The organism is Pedobacter sp. GR22-6, from assembly GCF_037402555.1.
Lineage (GTDB): Bacteria > Bacteroidota > Bacteroidia > Sphingobacteriales > Sphingobacteriaceae > Pedobacter.
In genome coordinates this window covers 990,559-1,009,011 of sequence record NZ_JBBEUC010000001.1, presented here as the reverse complement: position 1 = coordinate 1,009,011, position 18,453 = coordinate 990,559, and the positions used below count along the sequence as shown (strand labels likewise).

General features: G+C 44.9%; 16 protein-coding genes and 1 pseudogene. 5 read left to right on the top strand and 12 right to left on the bottom strand.

Annotation, left to right across the window (positions count from 1 at the left end; translation table 11 throughout):
- Positions 1–33 precede the first annotated feature (33 nt).
- The 4 genes from WAE59_RS04665 to WAE59_RS04650 all read left to right on the top strand — a co-directional run bounded on the left by WAE59_RS04665 (position 34) and on the right by WAE59_RS04650 (position 4,681).
- Complete coding sequence (locus tag WAE59_RS04665) at positions 34–435, top strand: OsmC family protein (protein ID WP_337854774.1); 402 nt, start codon at positions 34–36, stop codon at positions 433–435.
- Between the two features lie 8 nt (positions 436–443).
- The gene (locus tag WAE59_RS04660; RefSeq protein WP_337854773.1) at positions 444–1,610 is read left to right on the top strand and encodes a PQQ-dependent sugar dehydrogenase; all 1,167 of its coding nucleotides are present in this window, start codon (positions 444–446) and stop codon (positions 1,608–1,610) included.
- A 105-nt stretch (positions 1,611–1,715) separates the two neighbouring features.
- Entirely contained in the window at positions 1,716–2,303 is a 588-nt protein-coding gene (locus WAE59_RS04655; protein WP_337854772.1) for a YceI family protein, read from the top strand.
- A 341-nt stretch (positions 2,304–2,644) separates the two neighbouring features.
- Positions 2,645–4,681 carry a M13 family metallopeptidase gene (locus WAE59_RS04650; RefSeq protein ID WP_337854771.1) on the top strand — a complete coding sequence of 679 codons (2,037 nt, stop codon included), beginning with the start codon at positions 2,645–2,647 and terminating at the stop codon, positions 4,679–4,681.
- 12 nt (positions 4,682–4,693) lie between these two features.
- On the opposite strand, the gene WAE59_RS04645 is transcribed toward WAE59_RS04650, so the two are convergent.
- The 10 genes and pseudogenes from WAE59_RS04645 to WAE59_RS04600 all read right to left on the bottom strand — a co-directional run.
- Positions 4,694–6,448, bottom strand: coding sequence for a HAMP domain-containing sensor histidine kinase (locus WAE59_RS04645; RefSeq protein WP_337854770.1), 1,755 nt, complete (start codon positions 6,446–6,448; stop codon positions 4,694–4,696).
- Between the two features lie 21 nt (positions 6,449–6,469).
- Positions 6,470–7,600 carry a sensor protein KdpD gene (locus tag WAE59_RS04640; protein ID WP_337854769.1) on the bottom strand — a complete coding sequence of 377 codons (1,131 nt, stop codon included), beginning with the start codon at positions 7,598–7,600 and terminating at the stop codon, positions 6,470–6,472.
- A gap of 137 nt (positions 7,601–7,737) precedes the next feature.
- On the bottom strand, positions 7,738–8,808 hold the full coding sequence (locus tag WAE59_RS04635) for a porin (RefSeq protein WP_337854768.1): 1,071 nt from the start codon (positions 8,806–8,808) through the stop codon (positions 7,738–7,740).
- A gap of 267 nt (positions 8,809–9,075) precedes the next feature.
- Positions 9,076–9,642, bottom strand: coding sequence for a K(+)-transporting ATPase subunit C (locus WAE59_RS04630; protein WP_337854767.1), 567 nt, complete (start codon positions 9,640–9,642; stop codon positions 9,076–9,078).
- Between the two features lie 20 nt (positions 9,643–9,662).
- Positions 9,663–11,690, bottom strand: coding sequence for a potassium-transporting ATPase subunit KdpB (gene kdpB / locus WAE59_RS04625; protein WP_337854766.1), 2,028 nt, complete (start codon positions 11,688–11,690; stop codon positions 9,663–9,665).
- An 8-nt stretch (positions 11,691–11,698) separates the two neighbouring features.
- Positions 11,699–13,417, bottom strand: a complete 1,719-nt coding sequence (gene kdpA, locus WAE59_RS04620; protein WP_337854765.1) for a potassium-transporting ATPase subunit KdpA — start codon at positions 13,415–13,417, stop codon at positions 11,699–11,701.
- 9 nt (positions 13,418–13,426) lie between these two features.
- A complete protein-coding gene (kdpF, locus tag WAE59_RS04615; RefSeq protein ID WP_133575248.1) occupies positions 13,427–13,504 on the bottom strand; it encodes a K(+)-transporting ATPase subunit F in 78 nt (25 codons plus the stop codon).
- Positions 13,505–13,796: 292 nt separating this feature from the next.
- On the bottom strand, positions 13,797–14,900 hold the full coding sequence (locus WAE59_RS04610) for a M20/M25/M40 family metallo-hydrolase (protein ID WP_337854764.1): 1,104 nt from the start codon (positions 14,898–14,900) through the stop codon (positions 13,797–13,799).
- A gap of 16 nt (positions 14,901–14,916) precedes the next feature.
- A complete protein-coding gene (locus tag WAE59_RS04605; protein ID WP_337854763.1) occupies positions 14,917–15,534 on the bottom strand; it encodes a GNAT family N-acetyltransferase in 618 nt (205 codons plus the stop codon).
- A 176-nt stretch (positions 15,535–15,710) separates the two neighbouring features.
- Positions 15,711–15,896 (bottom strand): annotated as a pseudogene (locus tag WAE59_RS04600) (DUF1572 family protein); the annotation flags it as partial.
- 304 nt (positions 15,897–16,200) lie between these two features.
- Here WAE59_RS04600 and nudK point away from each other — a divergent pair.
- Positions 16,201–16,779, top strand: a complete 579-nt coding sequence (gene nudK, locus WAE59_RS04595) for a GDP-mannose pyrophosphatase NudK (protein WP_337854761.1) — start codon at positions 16,201–16,203, stop codon at positions 16,777–16,779.
- Between the two features lie 676 nt (positions 16,780–17,455).
- Here the strand turns inward: nudK and WAE59_RS04590 are convergent.
- Together WAE59_RS04590 and WAE59_RS04585 are read right to left on the bottom strand one after the other, a co-directional pair.
- Complete coding sequence (locus WAE59_RS04590; protein ID WP_337854760.1) at positions 17,456–18,082, bottom strand: hypothetical protein; 627 nt, start codon at positions 18,080–18,082, stop codon at positions 17,456–17,458.
- A 16-nt stretch (positions 18,083–18,098) separates the two neighbouring features.
- Positions 18,099–18,323 carry a DUF7336 domain-containing protein gene (locus WAE59_RS04585; protein ID WP_337854759.1) on the bottom strand — a complete coding sequence of 75 codons (225 nt, stop codon included), beginning with the start codon at positions 18,321–18,323 and terminating at the stop codon, positions 18,099–18,101.
- Between the last annotated feature and the right edge of the window lie 130 nt (positions 18,324–18,453).

Here is an 18,453-nt window from a genome sequence, read left to right as displayed (position 1 = left end):
TTTATTGTAGCTTTAAACCTAAAAAACCGGCACATGTCTACCAGTCAGATTACAGCAATTACAGAACTCGACCGATCACATTACAAAACCAAAGTATACGCAGGCGGACATTTTATCTACGCCGATGAACCTGAATCCCTGGGTGGCACCGACGAAGGTATGAATCCAGGCGCCCTGCTGCTCGCCAGCCTGGGCAGCTGTACGGCCATTACCATCAGAATGTATGCCGACCGTAAGGAATATCCCCTGGAAAGCATCAGGATCAGTCTGGCCATTTGCGAAGAAAAAGAGATTTCCGCTGAGACCGTCATCAGCAGGGAAATTGAATTCACAGGCGAGCTGAGCCAGGAGCAGCGGGAAAGGTTGATGCAGATCGCAGACAAATGCCCCATCCACAAAATATTGAGCAATCCCATTAAAATACAAACCATTTAATCCACACAATGAACCTTAAATCTTCTTTTTCCATTTTGCTGACCTGCCTCCTGGGCAGCTCCGCTTTTGCGCAAAACGTCAAACTAAAGCTCATTTCCGATCAGCTTTCGCATCCTACAGCCATGGCGGTAACGCCAAAATCGCCCAGCCTTCTTTTTGTGTGCGAACAGGAAGGTCGCATCAGGATCATCGAAAATGGCAAGTTGCTGCCTGGCCCATTCCTGGACATCAGTAAAGAGATCATCAAAAGAGAAGGATACGAAGAGCGCGGCCTGCTTGGCTTGACTTTTCACCCCAACTATGCCAGCAATGGAAAGTTCTATGTGTTTTGCAGCAGCCCCTCTTCCGGGGTAAAAGGGAGGGACCATATCAGTGAGATCAGGGAATACACGGTATCGAAGGGAAATCCGAAACTCGCCGATGCTACCAGCAAAAAACTCATCATCTCGGTAGATGAACCACAGTCCAACCACAACGGAGGCGATCTGAAGTTCGGCCCGGATGGCTTCCTCTACATCGCCCTGGGCGATGGCGGAGGCCAGAATGACCAGCACGGGCAATACGGTAATGCGCAAGACCTCAGCAACCTTCTGGGCAAGATCATCCGTATAGATGTCAACAAAACGCCTTATGCCATTCCGGCCGACAATCCATTCGTCAATAGCCCGGGAGCAAAACCTGAAATTTATGCCTATGGCTTCAGAAACCCATGGCGTTTTAGTTTCGACAGCAAAACCAAGGCACTTTTTACAGGAGATGTAGGTCAGGACAAATATGAAGAAGTAGATATCGTGACCAAGGGTGGCAATTACGGCTGGCGGGCTATTGAAGGGTTGCATGTACACAGGCCATCAGATCCCCAGCCTAAAGATCCGATCGCCCCCATCACAGAATATCCGCATACCGAAGGCATCAGCATAACCGGCGGATATGTATACCGGGGAAAAGCGGTTCCGAAATTGGCAGGGAAATATGTTTTTGCCGATTTCATGGGTCCGGTTTGGAGCTTAACCAAATCTGCGGACAACAAATGGACTAGAAGTAAAATGTCGATTTCCAAAGATGCCGGAGAATGGCACGTGTATAGTTTTGGTGAAGACCTGAAAGGCGAGCTGTACCTGCTTACTGTATTGCTGGAAAGCGACAAGGGTGCCCTGTACCAGATCGTACCTTAACCAATAATTTTGCTGCAATTTAAAATCTTATCATACATCAATAACCGGGAGCAAAGCAGCGCTTAAATTTGCAGTAGTTAAAAAAATTAGAAACCCATCATGAACATGAAATCAAAAATCAACGCAGTGCTCTTACTAGTAGCAGTCGTAGCATTATCTGCTTTTAAAAACCCTGGAAAACCAGTAACTTATACTGTAGATGCAGCAAAATCTAACATTACCTGGCTTGGAAAAAAAGTAACTGGTTCACATAACGGTACCATTTCTTTAAAATCAGGATCATTGAACATCAACGGAAAGAACGTTACAGGCGGTACATTTGTGATCGACATGACTTCGATCAAAGATGCTGACGGAAGTGAAAAACTGGAAGGACACTTGAAAGCAGACGATTTTTTCGGTTCTGCCAAATTCCCGACTTCCACTTTCGTGATCACTAAAGTAACCGGATCAGGTGCCAATGTAAATGTATCAGGAAACCTTACCATCAAAGGCATCACTAAGCCTTTGAGCTTCCCGGCTACAGTAACATTGAACGAAGATGGTACAGCTTCTGCCCTTGCTGGAAAGATCACCGTAGACAGAACTAAATACGACATCAGATACGGTTCAAAATCATTCTTCGACAGCATTGGCGACAAAGCCATCGACGACAACTTTGAAATCGGTGTTAAGTTGACTGCTAAGAAATAAGCAATCCATCAACACAAAAAAAGACATGCCCGATTTGGACATGTCTTTTTTTGTGTTTGTTCCTCAGCTATTGCTCAGTCCAATTCCCCGACAAAGCTGCTGCTACTCAGCATGCCGTTTCCTTCTTATATAAAGCACACCTGTTCTTGCGACTGCAGCCTGAGATTTTTAAGCTATGTCTGTAATTCAAATCCCTTTGAACTAAATTATTGGTCTTATTTTAAGATCCGAATCAACGCTTTTCATAGCTTCAATGGACTGGATTGTAACCTTCCCGCAACATTAGCACATGCCTCGCACTCATTCTATCAAATGAGCCAATAATTCGTACTTTTATCCTTATGAAATTAGAATCCATCAAAAGCTATTTTGCTGTTCTGGCTTTGGTAGCCACCAGCTATTCCGCTAATGCCCAGCAGATACAAAAGTTTATTGATCCGGCAAATATGGACCGCTCTGTAAAGCCTGGAGATGATTTTTATCAATATGCCAGTGGCAACTGGATTAAAAACAATCCTGTTCCTGCTAAGGAAACCCGCTGGGGGAGTTTCAATGCCCTCCGCGATTTCAACATCAATGCCGTAAAAGGCCTTGTAGAAGCGGCCGCAGCAAATCGTACTGCTGCCCCGGGTTCGGTGGAGAAACGGGTAGGCGATTTTTACGCTGCTGCAATGGACAGTCTGGCCATCGAAAAAATGGGCTATACCCCCATCAAAGCTGATCTGGAAAAGATCAGGCAACTGAAAGACCTGCAAGGCATTCTGGATCATGCGGCTTATTTGCGCAGTTCAGGAATTGCCGCGCCAATGTTCAACTTTGGGGTGGGCCAGGACAATAAGAATGTAACCCGATATATTGCACAGTTTGGACAAGGAGGCACTACCCTCCCGGACCGCGATTATTACCTGAAAGCAGATACCCGCAGCCTGCAGATCCGCACAGCGTATATCAACTATATGCTGAGCCTCTTTAAACTGACCGGCGCTTCGCCTGCCGAAGCGGAAAAGAAAGCCGCGGCAGTGATGGCCATTGAAAAACAATTGGCCGAAGTTCAAATCCCCAGAGTAGAAATGCGGGATCCGGATAAAACCTACAATAAATTTACCGTAGCTGCCTTCAGCAAAACAACGCCAAACCTGAACTGGGCAGATTTGCTCAGCAAGTTCAAAGTCAAAGGACAGGATACGGTCCTGGTTTCGGCACCTAAATTCTTTGTTGGATTGGATTCCATGCTCAAAACCGTATCGGTAAGCGACTGGAAAACCTATCTGGAGTGGAACGTGCTCAAAGCTTCCGCAGCTCAACTGAGCTCGCCTTTTGTATCGGCAACCTTTGCTTTTAACCAGGTGCAGAGCGGACAAAAAGTGCAGACCCCAAGATGGCAGCGCATGTCCCAATTGACCGATGGAACCATCGGCGAACTGCTTGGACAGCTGTATGTGGCCAAATATTTCAAACCCGAGGCCAAAGCACGCATGACCGAACTGATCGATAACCTGAGAAAAGCATTTGAAATCAGGATCAAAAGCCTGGACTGGATGAGTGATGCGACCAAGGAAAAAGCCCTGGCCAAATTGCATGCCTTTGTTCCAAAAATCGGTTATCCCGATAAATGGAAAACTTATGAGGGACTGAACATTTCCAGGAACAGCCATTTCCAAAACCAAAGAAATGCTGCTCAATGGGCATACAACGAAATGATCGCTCAATTGGGCAAACCGGTAGACCGCAGCCGTTTTGGAATGACCCCTCCTACCGTAAACGCCTATTACAGTCCGACTATGAACGAAATCGTATTTCCGGCAGGCATCCTCCAATTCCCCTTCTTTGATCCGAATGCCGACGATGCCGTAAATTATGGCGGTATCGGTGCTGTGATCGGTCATGAGATGTCCCACGGATTTGACGATAGCGGCAGCAAATACGATCAATATGGCAACCTGAAAAACTGGTGGACTGATGAAGACCGCCAAAAATTTGAAACCAAGACGAAAGCATTGGGTGAACAGTTCGATGCCTATACGGTACTGGATACGATCCATGTAATTGGCAAACTGACCATGGGAGAAAACATCGGCGACCTTGGCGGATTGAATGCGGCTTACACGGCTTTTAAATTGACCAAACAAGGTCAGTCCAATGAGAAAATTGATGGTTTTACGCCCGATCAGCGCTTTTTCCTGTCATGGGCAGAGGTCTGGAGGGGAAATATTTTACCTGAAACTGCTGCTCAGCTGATCAAAACTGATCCGCATTCCCCTGGCCCGTACCGGACCATCGGTGCGCCAGTGAATATGGATGCCTGGTACCAGGCTTTTGATGTAAAGCCCGGCGATAAATTGTATAAAAAGCCTGAAGATAGAATCAGAATGTGGTAGGCTAATTACTCATCATTCCGCTATAGGGAGCAGGAAACAAAACCTGCTTCCTTCACCGATCTCACTTTCTACCCAGATCCTGCCGCCTTCAGCTTCGATAAAATCTTTGGAAATGGCCAGCCCCAAGCCTGATCCGGACTTGTTGTTTCCATCTGTAGGTACCTGGAAATAGCGGTCAAACAGGCGCTTCTGGTACTGGGGATCTATGCCTTTGCCAAAATCGCGTACAGAGAACTCAATACCGTCAGCTGTTTTCATAATCTGTATGACGACCTTTGACTTCTGAGCACTATAACGCATGGCATTACTTAAGAAATTAACCAATACCCATGCAGTTTTCTCCGTATCTACGTTCACCTTTGGAAGATCATTGCGGGAAATGAGTTCCAGTTCGATGGTCTTCTGTTCTGCCTGGAACCTGACGGTATCCATTGCATAAATGGCGATCTTGCGTGGATCAGATTTGACAAAATTCAGTTGCAGCTTGCCGGTCTCTACCTGGGAGAGGTCTAACAGTTCGCTGGTGATCTTGAGCAAGCGCCCGCAATCTTCCTTAATGTGTTGTACCAATTCCTTTTGTTCCGGATTCATGCTCCCTACCCGCTCATCATCGAGCAATTTCACACTCATCTTGATAGAAGATATTGGTGTTTTTAATTCATGGGAAACAGTGGCGATAAAATTAGTTTTGGCCTCATCCAGCTCCTTGTATTCAGTGACGTTCTTCAGTACATAAACTTCTCCGGCTGCCCTCATCGATTCTTTGATGACGCGGTCCTGCTGGTCTTCATAAACAGGGACCATGATCTCACGACGCTCGAGTTTGAAGTAGGATTCCTTGCCGTCGGCATAAATTTTCATCGGCCCGGCACTGGTATCGGTTTGCATCAATGCTTTGAGCAGGTCATTTCTTTTCATCAGTGTTGCTGCATCTGCGCCGATCACATCCTTCTCGTTCAGGTTGAGCAACTGTCCGGCCACCTGATTTAGAAATAAAACCTCATTCCTTTCATTTAGGCCAATGATGGCATCCTGCATCTGGCCGATGATGGCTTCGATCCTTAATTTCTCTGACTGAAGTTTGGCCAGGTTACTGTTCTCCCATTTATTGAGCTGGGCGGTCATTGCATTGAACTCTTCTGCAAGTTCAGAGAATTCATCATTGCCTGCGAACTCAAGCCGCTGTTTGTAGTTCTTTCTGCTAATGGCCTTGATCGCTTCAGAAAACTCCCTTAGTGGATTGGCCACAAAACCCGGAAAGTTCAGACTGAAAGAAAACAGGATAATGAAACACATCGAAGCGGCAAAAATCAGGTAAGTTGCCGCTTTTTCCACGCTGGCCTGTGCCGCATCGTTCTTCCTGACAATGGCCTTCATATTCAGTTCATCGATGATCCTCAGCTGCAGGTGCATACGGCGTAGGGCTGCACGTTGGATGTCCAGGTCTGCTCCGGGCCTGCTCAATTCGGCAAAAGCTTTTGCCAGTGCCGCGGCAGCTTCCCCCTCACCTTTCTCTGTGATGTTACTTTGTTCCCGCCGCAACTGGGCTGCCATTTCATCTTTAGTATTTTGGTTTAATGGCAACTCATTGTCATCCAGCAGCGTTCGCATCAGCCGAACGTACCTCAGGCTTTCATAATTGTCCTTCAGTATCACCCTGGAGCTGACCGAGATCTTATTCATATAATACAGGGATATGGCCCCGAATAGTATGACCACCACAAAGAGGAATCCGAATCCGAGACGTAGTTTTGTTTTTATTTTCATGATTTCATGCTGTTAATGGGCTTAAGAGAGGATAACCAGATCGGTTTCTGTTTCGGAGATGTTCTTTAAAAGTTTATTGAATATAGCAGTACGCATAATGACCTGGAATAAGTTTAAATGCGGCTTACCGATACAGATCGTAGTAATCTCCCGTTCCACTGCGATCCTGGTAATGGTAGTAGTCACATCCTCACTCTTGACTTTAAGGACTTCCCCACCCAGTTCTGTCGCAAGTTTAAAATTGTTGATCAGGTGACGCTGCAGATCCAGTTTGATCCTGTCGCCACCTTCGCTGCTGCGCTGTACATACAATACGATCCAGGGTGAGCGGTAGTAAGAAGCCAGCCGGGCGGTCTTACGGATGATCACTTTAGCCGTCTGGTGGTTGGTAGAGATGCAGGCTAGGAACTTTTCGGGACGGAGCTTGATCTGTTTAGGTACTTCCACATTGATCTTTCGCTCCAGATGATGCGCAACTTCCTTCAATGCCAGTTCCCGAAGCTGCAAAATCCTTTCGGGCTGGAAGAAATTATCCAGCGCCCGTTTAATCTTGGCCGGGTCATAGATCTTTCCTGCTTTCAAACGCTCGATCAGTTCATCAGCAGTCAGATCGATGTTGACGATCTCATCAGCAGTCTCCAGGATCTTGTCCGGTATCCTTTCGGTGATGGGGATGCCCGCAATGGTCTCAATCTCTTCATTCATGCTTTCCAGGTGCTGGATGTTGACCGCGGAGATCACGCTGATCCCTGCATCCAGGATATCAGCAACGTCCTGCCAGCGTTTCCCGTTTTTACTGCCTTCTACATTGGAATGGGCAAGTTCATCTACAATCACGACTTCGGGACGTCTGTTGATGATCCCCTGGACATCCATTTCTTCCAGTGCTTTACCCTTATAAAAGATGTTCCTGCGTGGAATGAGCGGAACGCCATCTAAAAGCGCATGTGTTTCCGCACGGTTATGGGTTTCAATATAGCCGATCTGAATGTCGATGCCATTTTTCAATAGGGCATGGGCTTCCTGCAGCATGCGGTAGGTCTTACCTACACCTGCACTCATCCCAATGTACACTTTGAATTTCCCCCTTCTGGACTTTTTGACCATGTCTAGGAATTTCTTTACAGATCCCGCTTTATCTTCTTCTTCCATAAACGTCTTAAACTACCACTTTAAAATTACATAACCTTGTTGGATCAAATAGCATATCATCAGGAAAATTAATCCCGCGCCGAAGCACAGGATCAATTTAACTAAAGGGTTCTTGAAAAAATCAGGTGCCATGATTGCTAAAATGAGACCGCAATACTGGCGGTTAAAGCCGCATTATTAGCTACCGGCTGCGCTGACCTCACAAAGATTTTATCCCTGCTGCTGTACATCTTACCCTCCAGGCGTAAAACTGCATTGCTGACCGGCGCATAATCTACATTCAAAGAATATCCAGTGGTTTTAAATCCATTTGGCGTACCCGTAGCGATAAATACGCCGTTTTTATCTTCATAGTATTCAATCCTTCCGGCCAAAGCCCACTTATTGCTGATCTTGTACTGGGCTATGGCCAGGGGTGACAGCACTTCATTTTTCTCATCGCTGCCTTTTGCCTGTTGTTGGGTACCATAGTCGAACCCAACCGTCAGGCCAAACTGGTCAGTCAGCTGGAAGATGCCATATACGTTATGGTAGCATCTGCGTACACGTACCGAGTCTGCTCCTTCTGTCCCGAGGTAATTGCTGTAGTTGACTGTTATTTTGGGACCAGGTTTCCAGCTCAGCTGCAAACCACCAGCGGGCTGACTGTTGCCGTTCTGACGGGCCATTCTTTGCCAGCCGTTCAGATATAAAACAGCAGCTGTAAACTTACCATCGTTGCTGCCGTAGGTAATCTTTGCACCGGATTCGTAATAAGGCGTATTTTCGGAAGAGATGTTCCTGGTCAGCACCCAGCAATCTTTAGAGATCGCACTTTCAAAACCGATATGAGAAGAGAATACCCCTGCATCAAGCCATAAATTGGATGATTTCGAAAGTTTGAGTCCGGCATTCGCTTCAAAAATATTCTTCAATACACCCGGTTCCGCAGCAAGGTTGGCATTGGCATAAGTACCTGCCATTACTGCTAGATTGGCACGTATGCTCCCATCGTCGTAGTTGCCTTTGATAAAACCAAGATTCAGGTTTACCTCATTATGTCGGTTGTGCGCGTAAATAAATCCCGGCCTGTTGTTGTCGGCGGGTTTATTAAAATCGTAACCAAAATAGGTTTCCAGGTATCCTGATACTTTGACCTTTGGCGCTTCCTGAGCCTGCGCACATAGTCCTGTTGATAAAGCTGCAGCTAATATTAATCGTCTTTTCATTTTAATTGTTTGTGTAGTATTATTTTAATATGCCCGTTATGCTTCAGAGCGATCGTTCTTTAGATCTACCATCATTCTTTAAGCGGTCGTCATCGTTTAGAGCGACCGTCATCCGTTAGAGCGACCGTCATCCTGAATTTATTTCAGGATCCCACACATGCAAAAGGCTCTTTCTAATTCGGGATCCTGAAATAAATTCAGGATGACGTGGTGTAGGCATGGTGCAAACATGGGGCAGACGCTGTGTATACATGATAGATAACATTCCTATTTTTTCAGTTCGTCTAAAGCGATATTCAATTTCAATACGTTTACTTTCGAGGGGCCTAAAAGGCCGAGCAGGGGACCTTCTGTATGCTCTACCACTAGTTCCGCTACTTTTCGCTCATCCAGGCCGCGTGCGGCCGCAACTCTTTTGATCTGGATAATGGCGCCCTGTTCAGATATATTGGGATCAAGTCCGCTGCCCGAGGCCGTAACCATATCAGCAGGAATATCTGCTTTTTGTACAGTCGGGTTGTATTTTAACAACGTATCGATCCGGTCAGACACCTGCTGTAAATAATCCGGATTGGAAGGACCTTTATTGGAACCTCCTGATCCGGCAGCATTGTAGCCTACGGCAGATGGTCTGCCCCAAAAGTATGCTTTGCTGGTAAAGGATTGTCCGATCAAAGCGTAACCCACTACCTTGCCATTTTTGCTGATTTTTTCCGCACCGCCACTCCCTTCAGAAAAACTTCCGGCAAAAGCAACGATTAAGGGATAGATGACGCAGAGCAGTACCATAAGTACTGCGGTGAGGCGGATAGATTGTATGATGTACTTTTTCATGATGCTATATTTTAAATTGCTTATACAAATAAGCCTACCAGTAAATCGATTATTTTGATGCCAATAAATGGTGCGATTACACCGCCCAGACCATAGATCAGCAGGTTCCTGCGCAGCAGCGCACTGGCACCAATAGGCTTATAGGCAACGCCCTTTAAAGCCAAAGGGATCAGGATCGGAATGATAATGGCGTTAAATATTACGGCCGAGAGTATTGCACTTTCCGGACTGTGCAAACCCATGATGTTCAGGCTTTGCAAAGCCGGGATAGAAGCAATAAACAAAGCAGGGACAATGGCAAAATACTTGGCCACATCATTGGCAATGGAGAAGGTGGTCAGCGTGCCACGGGTGATCAGCAGCTGCTTTCCAATCTCCACGATCTCAATCAGTTTGGTTGGATCATTGTCCAGGTCGACCATATTTCCAGCTTCCTTGGCCGCCTGTGTGCCACTGTTCATGGCCACACCCACATCTGCCTGGGCCAGGGCCGGTGCATCATTTGTTCCATCGCCCATCATGGCTACCAGTTTACCCAGCGCCTGTTCTTCTTTGATGTAGTTCATCTTGTCTTCGGGCTTGGCCTCTGCGATGAAATCATCCACGCCTGCTTTTTCTGCAATGAATTTTGCAGTGAGCGGATTGTCACCGGTGACCATCACTGTCTTTACACCCATTTTTCTCAGGCGCTCGAAACGTTCACTGATTCCTGGTTTAATGATGTCCTGAAGTTCGATAACACCCATTGTTTTTTCATTGACCGACACCACCAAAGGTGTACCGCCGTTGTTGGAGATCGCTTTAACCTGCGCCTCGGTCTCTGCCGGAAATTGATTTCTTGCAGTAAGAACGATATTTCTGATCGCATCGAATGCACCTTTACGGATCCTTTTACCCGCTGTAGTATCCAGTCCGCTTGAACGTGTTTCGGCTGTAAATTTGATGAAAGTGGAACCGGCAGGCGCAGTTTGTATTTGATATCCCTGTTCCACTGCCAATTCAAGTATGGATTTACCCTCCGGAGTCTCATCGGCTAATGAACTCATCACACAGGCTTCTATAAAGGCCATGGTGTCTATACCCGGAGCAGGGTAAAAACTGGTGGCTTTACGGTTACCGATAGTGATCGTGCCGGTTTTATCCAGCAATAAGACGTCGATATCACCTGCAGTTTCTACTGCTTTACCCGATTTGGTAATCACATTGGCCCTTAGGGCGCGGTCCATACCCGCAATACCGATGGCCGAGAGCAGGCCACCGATAGTGGTAGGGATCAAACAAACGAAGAGCGATATTAGTGCGGCAATTGTTATTGGGGTGTTCGCATAATCTGCAAATGGTTTTAGGGTCACACATACAATAATGAATACCAATGTAAAACTTGCCAGCAGAATGGTCAAGGCAATTTCATTGGGTGTTTTTTGGCGTGAGGCACCTTCAACAAGGGCGATCATTTTATCAAGGAAGCTTTCGCCGGGCTGGGTATTCACCTGAACTTTGATCTGATCTGAAAGCACTTTAGTGCCGCCTGTTACGGATGACTTGTCCCCTCCCGACTCACGGATTACCGGAGCTGATTCGCCGGTGATCGCAGATTCATCAATAGTGGCAATGCCTTCGATGATCTCGCCATCGGTAGGTATGGTATCACCAGATTCGCAGATGAAAACATCCCCTTTTTTCAACAGGGATGAGGAGCGGGTTTCTATTTTGCCATTTGGCAGGACCACTTTAGCTGGTGTTTCCTCACGGGTTTTCCTCAGGGAGTCTGCCTGTGCCTTACCCCTGGCCTCAGCGATGGCCTCGGCAAAATTGGCGAAAAGCACGGTCAAGAGCAGGATAAGAAAGATGATGAAGTTGTAAGTAGCGGAACCCTGACCTGTATTACGCATGGAATAGATGGTAACATAGGCCATGATCAATGTACCGACCTCTACGGTAAACATGACGGGGTTCTTGATCATCACCCGCGGATCAAGCTTGATGAATGACTGCTTAAGTGCCGTTTGCACCAGTGCAGGTTCAAATAATTTATTGGAAGATTTCATTTTTAAATCTATTTAAGCATGGTAAAATATTCTGCCAGCGGGCCTAAAGCCAGTGCAGGAAAGTAAGAAAGGGCGTTCAGTACAACGATCACGGCAAAGGTCATCAGGCCAAAAGTCAGCGTATCCGTTTTTAATGTACCGGCCGATTCAGGAATGTATTTTTTAGCACCCAGCAGACCAGCGATGGCAACCGGACCTATAATGGGTAGGAAACGGCCCAGTAGCAATACAAATCCGGTCAGCACATTCCAATGTACATTGTTGTCGCCCAGCCCCTCAAAACCAGAACCGTTGTTTGCATTGGAAGATGTTATTTCATACAGCATTTCTGAAAATCCATGGAAACCAGGGTTATTCAACCAGTTTTTCGGTTGCACCGCCCATGCTGCATCAGCATGATTGCTGAAGACATAACTGGCAATTGCAGTTCCCGCCAGTATGAGAAACGGACTTAGCAGAGTAATGATGGCTGCAATCTTAACTTCCCTTGCTTCAACCTTGTGCCCGAGAAATTCCGGTGTTCTTCCCACCATCAGTCCGGATATGAATACCGCGATGATCAGGTAGATGAAATAGTTGAGCACACCCACGCCACAGCCGCCGTAGAAGGAATTTACCATCATCCCCAGCAATTGCCATGCGCCGGTCAACGGCATGGTACTGTCGTGCATGCTGTTCACTGAACCAGTAGAGATGATCGTGGTCACCGTGCTCCAGTAAGCGGAGATAGCCGGGCCAAAACGGACTTCTTTACCTTCCATCGCACCTGTAGCCTGGGAGATCCCCATTTTTGCCAGTGCAGGATTTCCAGCAAGTTCAGAACTGATGCTGGGAATGAGCAATAGGAACATGCCTATGGTCATCACCCCAAAAATGATCCAGCCCAGCTTTCTGCGTCTGATGAAAATACCAAATGCAATCACCATGGCAATGGGGATGATCACCTGTGCGACGAGTTCGACCATATTGGTGATGTAATTGGGGTTTTCTAAGGGGTGTGCCGAATTGGCACCAAACCAGCCGCCGCCATTTGTACCCAGGTGCTTGATGGCAATCATGCCGGCAGCAGGACCTCTCGAAACGTTAACGGTATCGCCCTGAAGGGAGATAAACTGGTCTTTTCCCTCATAACTGGTTGGGGTCCCATTGAAGGCAAGAATCAGCGCAACCACCAGCGATAATGGCAATAAAAGCCTGGTGATGGACTTTACGAAAAACTCCCAGAAGTTGCCTAACTTTTCACTGGTCTTATCCCTGAAAGCTTTAAAGAAAACAACCGCAGCAGCAATACCTGTAGCACAGCTGACAAACATCAGGAACATCATGACTACATGCTGGGTTAAATAAGTAACCCCGCTTTCACCTGAATAATGCTGAAGGTCGCAGTTGACCACAAAGCTGATGATCGTATTGAAAGAAAGATCAGGACTCATCCCGGGATTGCCATCGGGGTTCAGGGGTAGCCTGTCCTGAAAGATCAAGATGAAGAACCCATAGACCAACCAGACCAGATTGATGGTCAGCAATGCTTTCATGTGCTGCTTCCAGTTCATCTCTTCCCTGGGATTGATGCCTGAAAGCTTATAAATGACGGTTTCAATAGGTTTTAAAAAGTCTGTCCAGACCTTCTCGCCGGCAAATACCTTGGCAAGGTATCTGCCAAGCGGAATAGCGATCACCAGCGTGAGCCCGTAGGTGGCTATAATTCCAAATAATTCTGTGTTCATGTGGTGTAATTAAAATTTTTCGGGTTTGATGAGCACGTAGATCATGTAGATAAATACGGCAACAGCGATAATGAATAATGCGATCATAATTGTTAGATTTTTTCGAACCAGTCGATGGATTTGTAAACTACCCAGCAGAGGATCAGCAGGGTCAGAAATAATACGATTGTTAACATGATATATTTGTTTTTGACAGGCTTATGCCAATAGGGATGCCGAATTCTCAGACACAAACACAACAAACTGACAGACAGTACACTAACTCACAATAAAATTAAAAATGGCTTTCTTTAAATAAAAATACCCTTCCATTTTGAAAGGGTATTTATCATTTTGGGGCTACCTGGAATAAGATCTGTCCCTTCAGGAAAGAGGTGGGTTATTGGATTGAGTGCGTGGTTTCTACTTTGTGAGCTACTGTCAGATGCGGAAATAGTTCATTCAGCAGGTCGATGTAAATGGTGATACCGTCACTGATCTCCGCGAGATAAATGTATTCATCTGCGGTATGCGAACGGGCTGATTCCCCAGGCCCCATCTTTATAGAAGGGATATCCAGCCAGCCCTGATCGGAACTGGTTGGGGAGATATAGGTCTTTCTCCCAATGGCCAGGCCGGCCTTTACGATCGGGTGCGTGATATCAATTGAAGAAGGAGCCAATACATTCGCGCGCAAGTTGGTCTCGCAGAAAGTATGGTTTTTAATGGTATTGAGAATCTCCCTGCAAGTATAGTTGTGATCAAACCTAATGTCGATGGTAAAACTGCATTCCCCCGGAACGATATTATGCTGCAGGCCGGCATTGATCTGGGTCACTGTCATCTTTACCGGATTTGGAAGGCCATTTTCTATAGGAAACTGATAACTGGAGAACCAGCTGATATCCTTTATGGCTTTATAAATTGCGTTATCCCCCTCCTCTCTTGCGGCATGGCCCGATCTACCGGTCGAAAGGCAGTCCAGTACCATTGATCCTTTTTCAGCGATGGCCATCTGCATATTGGTCGGTTCGCCCACGATTGCGAAAGCTAGCGGCATAAGATCATCAAGAATGGACCTGATGCCCTTCTGACCGGAGTTTTCTTCTTCGGCGGTGACGGCCAGACAAAGGTTGAATGGCAGGTCAGTTTTTTCGTAAAAATAACTGAAAACAGAAATGAGTGATACCAGCGGGCCGCCGGCATCATTACTGCCCAGGCCATAAAGCTTGCCCTCTTTGATGACAGGCCGGAAAGGATCGTTTACATACTGTGAGTTTGGCTTTACGGTATCTATGTGTGAATTGAGCAGGATAATAGGCTTCGCAGGATCAAAATACCGGTTGTAACACCAGGTATTATTAAATTTTCGGATAGTGGATATCCCCTGTTCATTTAAGAAGCTTTCGACATGATTGGCCGCGAAGCTTTCTTCACCGCTGAAGGATGGTATTTTGATCAACTTTTCAAGCAGCTGCACTGCTTGTTCATATAAGGCTTTCATATAAAATAATTTAGGATTAATGATTGACGAGAGTACTTTCCTGAAGATACCTCTGTGAAAGGTCTTGTCCGGTGGGGATGCTGTGGGTAGCCATCACCATGGGGTCGAAGAGCATGGCCGTACACAAGCAGTTGCATTTTTTCTTGCGCTCCAGGATGTCATGATTCGGACAGCTTTTACATCCTTCCCAGAACTGCTGGTCATGGGTGATCTCCGAAAAAGCTACAGGCTGGAATCCAAGCTGGGTGTTCATTTTCATTACGGCTGTTCCCGATGTGATGCTGAAAATCTTTGCTCTTGGGTACATCCTGCGCGAGATCTTAAAAATCCGGTCCTTGATCGACCTGGCCACTCCCGAATGGCGAAATTCCGGGGCGACAATCAGACCTGAATTGGAAACAAAATCCCCCTGTTCCCAAGCCTCAAAATAGGAAAAGCCAACCCAGCGTCCTGAACTTGTTATAGCGATAACGGCCTTTCCGTCCCGCATTTTTTGGGCTACCGATTCCAGACTGCGTTTGGCAATCCCAATACCTCTGGCGATGGCAGATGCTTCTGTTTCTTCGATAATTTCAGCTGCGTATCTGATATCGTTTATGGTAGCGATACGTACAAATATCATTTGATTGTTCATTTTTCATTTATTGAATGATACGCCCGTTCCAAAACCAGTGCCCGAGTCGGTAATGAACCAAAAAAACAGCTTGCAAGCTCGAAAAAGAAGACAAATAAATCTAAATGTAAAAAATGGGGCAATCGTACCCTTTCAAAATGGTAGGGTAATTTCTCTTTTGAAGGGAAAATGAAAAACTAGTTACCATCCGTAAAATGTCGCCTGGCCTTCTGCTGACTGAATTTGCCGGCATTGTAATGCTCGGATTGGTTTTTAGGAATTGAAAGACTTGTCCAGTCTTCTCCCTTCAGCATCTTGGCGATGACTACGATCTGTCCGATGTGATAAGGATAGTGTGCCACTTGTCGGTTGATTGCCTCAGTGACCGTATCACTGCCAGAAAAACTGCTCGTCGCCTATGTTTTCCACAGCACGCTCTGCGAGCGTTTTATAATATTCAAACTGCTTAATTGTACTCGTTAGGAAACTGTCTTTCATTTTAAAAGCTGAACTAACCATAGTTAAAATTAAGGATTGCAGTTGTTGGAAATCGTTTTTCGCCTATTCCACTAAGTTTATATGACAAACGGAGCTGTGAAGTTCTTTTGGATCTTATTTCACATGAATTACCAGACCACCGGATTGCTATATTTGTGGCTTATCCATAAAAAGCCATATCACATTCAAATGATCAATAACATCAAAATAGTAAAAACCGAGGTTCTTTCTGACAACTGGTATGTACTTAGAAAAATAACTTATCAATACACAAAAAAAGATGGCACCACGCTCACCCAAAGTAGAGAAGCTTATGACAGGGGAAACGGCGCGACCATTTTGCTATACAACAAGGTGCAAAGAACCGTGATCCTGACCAGGCAATTCCGCCTTCCTACATTCATCAACGGAAACGAAAGCGGCATGCTGATTGAAGCTTGCGCCGGACTATTGGACAAAGACAATGCAGAAGATTGCATCAGACGGGAAACCCAGGAGGAGACAGGATATCAGGTAACAGCGGTCCGAAAAATATTTGAGGCCTACATGTCCCCGGGCTCGGTAACTGAGATTTTGCACTTCTTTATTGCCGAATACACCAAAGCAATGAAAGTAAGTGAAGGAGGCGGCCTGGAGGAGGAGGAAGAAAATATTGAAGTTTTGGAATTCGGCATTGACCAAGCCCTGAGCATGATTAAAAATGGCGAAATAAAAGATGCCAAGACCATAATGCTCTTGCAATACATAAGAATGAACAGTATCCTCTGAAGGTAAAAAATCCTTGTATACTTAGGTGCCTATCCTACGAATTCTTTCATAAACGACATGAAAAAAATCGCTAATATCCATCATTTTCAAGCGAATTCGTGATGAGAAAGTTATCTCATCCGAACTTTATGATCGCATATCAATTTTTCAACCTCAGTGTAGAATTTCCATTAATTAAACTCTACAGCAATTACCCTGATGTATACAAAGATCAAATATTATTGGACTGTATGACTGATATAAAATTGACCTTCTATAAAACATATGTCAACCCATACCCCACTGAAGATAAAATCATCGTAAACAATACCATTCCTATTGAGGTCTTAATGCTTATCATTTTCAGGCTTTGTTTTTTGCTATAACCATTATTTGCCTTAAAATGTATAGACAACAAAAACCCTAGAGTACTATCAATAAGGCCTAATAATCCATTAATTATTAAAGCGGTTGTCAAATCAACCTTTTTTGATATCAAAAACCCAAGTACACAATATAGGATTCCGGATATCACGCCTAAATTAGCGTAATTAAAACTTAGTTTTCGTGAAAGAATAGCTCCATATGTACTTATTAAAATAATCACAAACAGTCCAACTACTAAAGAATATAAAGTGAGCAAATAGTTCATATAAAAGATGCCAAATATATTTTGAATATAGCTATTATGGTTTTATTAAAAGGCAACTAACTTTTCATCAACCAGCTCTGTTAAACTTTTAACACCATAGTCTTCAGCAACTAAACTATTTTCAGGTAATATTTTAAAACTCATACTTTCGATATTTCGTCCATGAAGACAACAACTTTTTACGCGCGCCCAGAAAGCTGATGAATTATACCCTACAAGCTCTGCATCAATCCTTTTTCCGTTTACCCGCTCAACAATTGGTTTGGTATACGTTTTTTTAAATGTCCATTCATTTAAGTAACCAATGCCGTTACTATCAACCACTAAAATATTTTCTTCAATATTAGAGCGAACTAAGTTAATTTCGCCTGCATAATTATCTGGGACAATTATTTTCAATGTCGGAGAGTACAATTGATAATGAAAAATCAAAAGGGAGACAGATGTTGTAATCGTGAATAGAGTCAAGAAAGAGGTGAATTTAAATATTAATTTCAGGATACTTGCCAATACCACACATCCAATTAAAATTCCTACAAGCAGCATTCCTCCTATAAAAAGTCCCGATAAAATCATCCCTCCAGGAACGTAATTCAGTTTTATAATCAAGGTACACAGAAGTAACACTGAAGCAGTTCCAAATAAGATTTTAAGTTTATTATCAATTGTCATACTAAATAAGATTTATTTAGGAGAACTGAGTGACGAATCCCTCAGTCCAGCTATCTCTATCTAATGTATAAGTAGAAACGTCGAATCCATCTTTATGATCCTTGAACCCCTCAAAGGTCCGTTTCCGTTCCATAGCAGAGTTAGCTTCATCAATTGAGCTATAAACTCCAATCAGCTTCACATCTTCACCACCATCAAGTCTTTCATCAATATGAGTGTGCCACAATAAATATACTTCCATCTTATAAAAAGATTAATTATCTAATCTTAAGTAGTTATGTTTCCTGTTTGACACCCAAAGGCTTCCGAAAGTTTTGCAACAAAAAAGGATTCGTAAACTAAAAGGGCTGCAGGCCTTTTGATAAAATGTA

Excerpts from the sequence above, each read along its gene's own strand:
- WAE59_RS04630 (WP_337854767.1), bottom strand. The coding sequence starts at position 9,642 with ATGAAAAAGTACATCATACAATCTATCCGCCTCACCGCAGTACTTATG.
- WAE59_RS04655 (WP_337854772.1), top strand. The coding sequence starts at position 1,716 with ATGAAATCAAAAATCAACGCAGTGCTCTTACTAGTAGCAGTCGTAGCA.
- WAE59_RS04660 (WP_337854773.1), top strand. The coding sequence starts at position 444 with ATGAACCTTAAATCTTCTTTTTCCATTTTGCTGACCTGCCTCCTGGGC.
- WAE59_RS04610 (WP_337854764.1), bottom strand. The coding sequence starts at position 14,900 with ATGAAAGCCTTATATGAACAAGCAGTGCAGCTGCTTGAAAAGTTGATC.
- kdpF (WP_133575248.1), bottom strand. The coding sequence starts at position 13,504 with ATGATCGCATTATTCATTATCGCTGTTGCCGTATTTATCTACATGATC.
- WAE59_RS04635 (WP_337854768.1), bottom strand. The coding sequence starts at position 8,808 with ATGAAAAGACGATTAATATTAGCTGCAGCTTTATCAACAGGACTATGT.
- nudK (WP_337854761.1), top strand. The coding sequence starts at position 16,201 with ATGATCAATAACATCAAAATAGTAAAAACCGAGGTTCTTTCTGACAAC.
- WAE59_RS04665 (WP_337854774.1), top strand. The coding sequence starts at position 34 with ATGTCTACCAGTCAGATTACAGCAATTACAGAACTCGACCGATCACAT.
- kdpA (WP_337854765.1), bottom strand. The coding sequence starts at position 13,417 with ATGAACACAGAATTATTTGGAATTATAGCCACCTACGGGCTCACGCTG.
- WAE59_RS04650 (WP_337854771.1), top strand. The coding sequence starts at position 2,645 with ATGAAATTAGAATCCATCAAAAGCTATTTTGCTGTTCTGGCTTTGGTA.
- WAE59_RS04605 (WP_337854763.1), bottom strand. The coding sequence starts at position 15,534 with ATGAACAATCAAATGATATTTGTACGTATCGCTACCATAAACGATATC.
- WAE59_RS04585 (WP_337854759.1), bottom strand. The coding sequence starts at position 18,323 with ATGGAAGTATATTTATTGTGGCACACTCATATTGATGAAAGACTTGAT.
- WAE59_RS04645 (WP_337854770.1), bottom strand. The coding sequence starts at position 6,448 with ATGAAAATAAAAACAAAACTACGTCTCGGATTCGGATTCCTCTTTGTG.
- kdpB (WP_337854766.1), bottom strand. The coding sequence starts at position 11,690 with ATGAAATCTTCCAATAAATTATTTGAACCTGCACTGGTGCAAACGGCA.
- WAE59_RS04590 (WP_337854760.1), bottom strand. The coding sequence starts at position 18,082 with ATGACAATTGATAATAAACTTAAAATCTTATTTGGAACTGCTTCAGTG.
- WAE59_RS04640 (WP_337854769.1), bottom strand. The coding sequence starts at position 7,600 with ATGGAAGAAGAAGATAAAGCGGGATCTGTAAAGAAATTCCTAGACATG.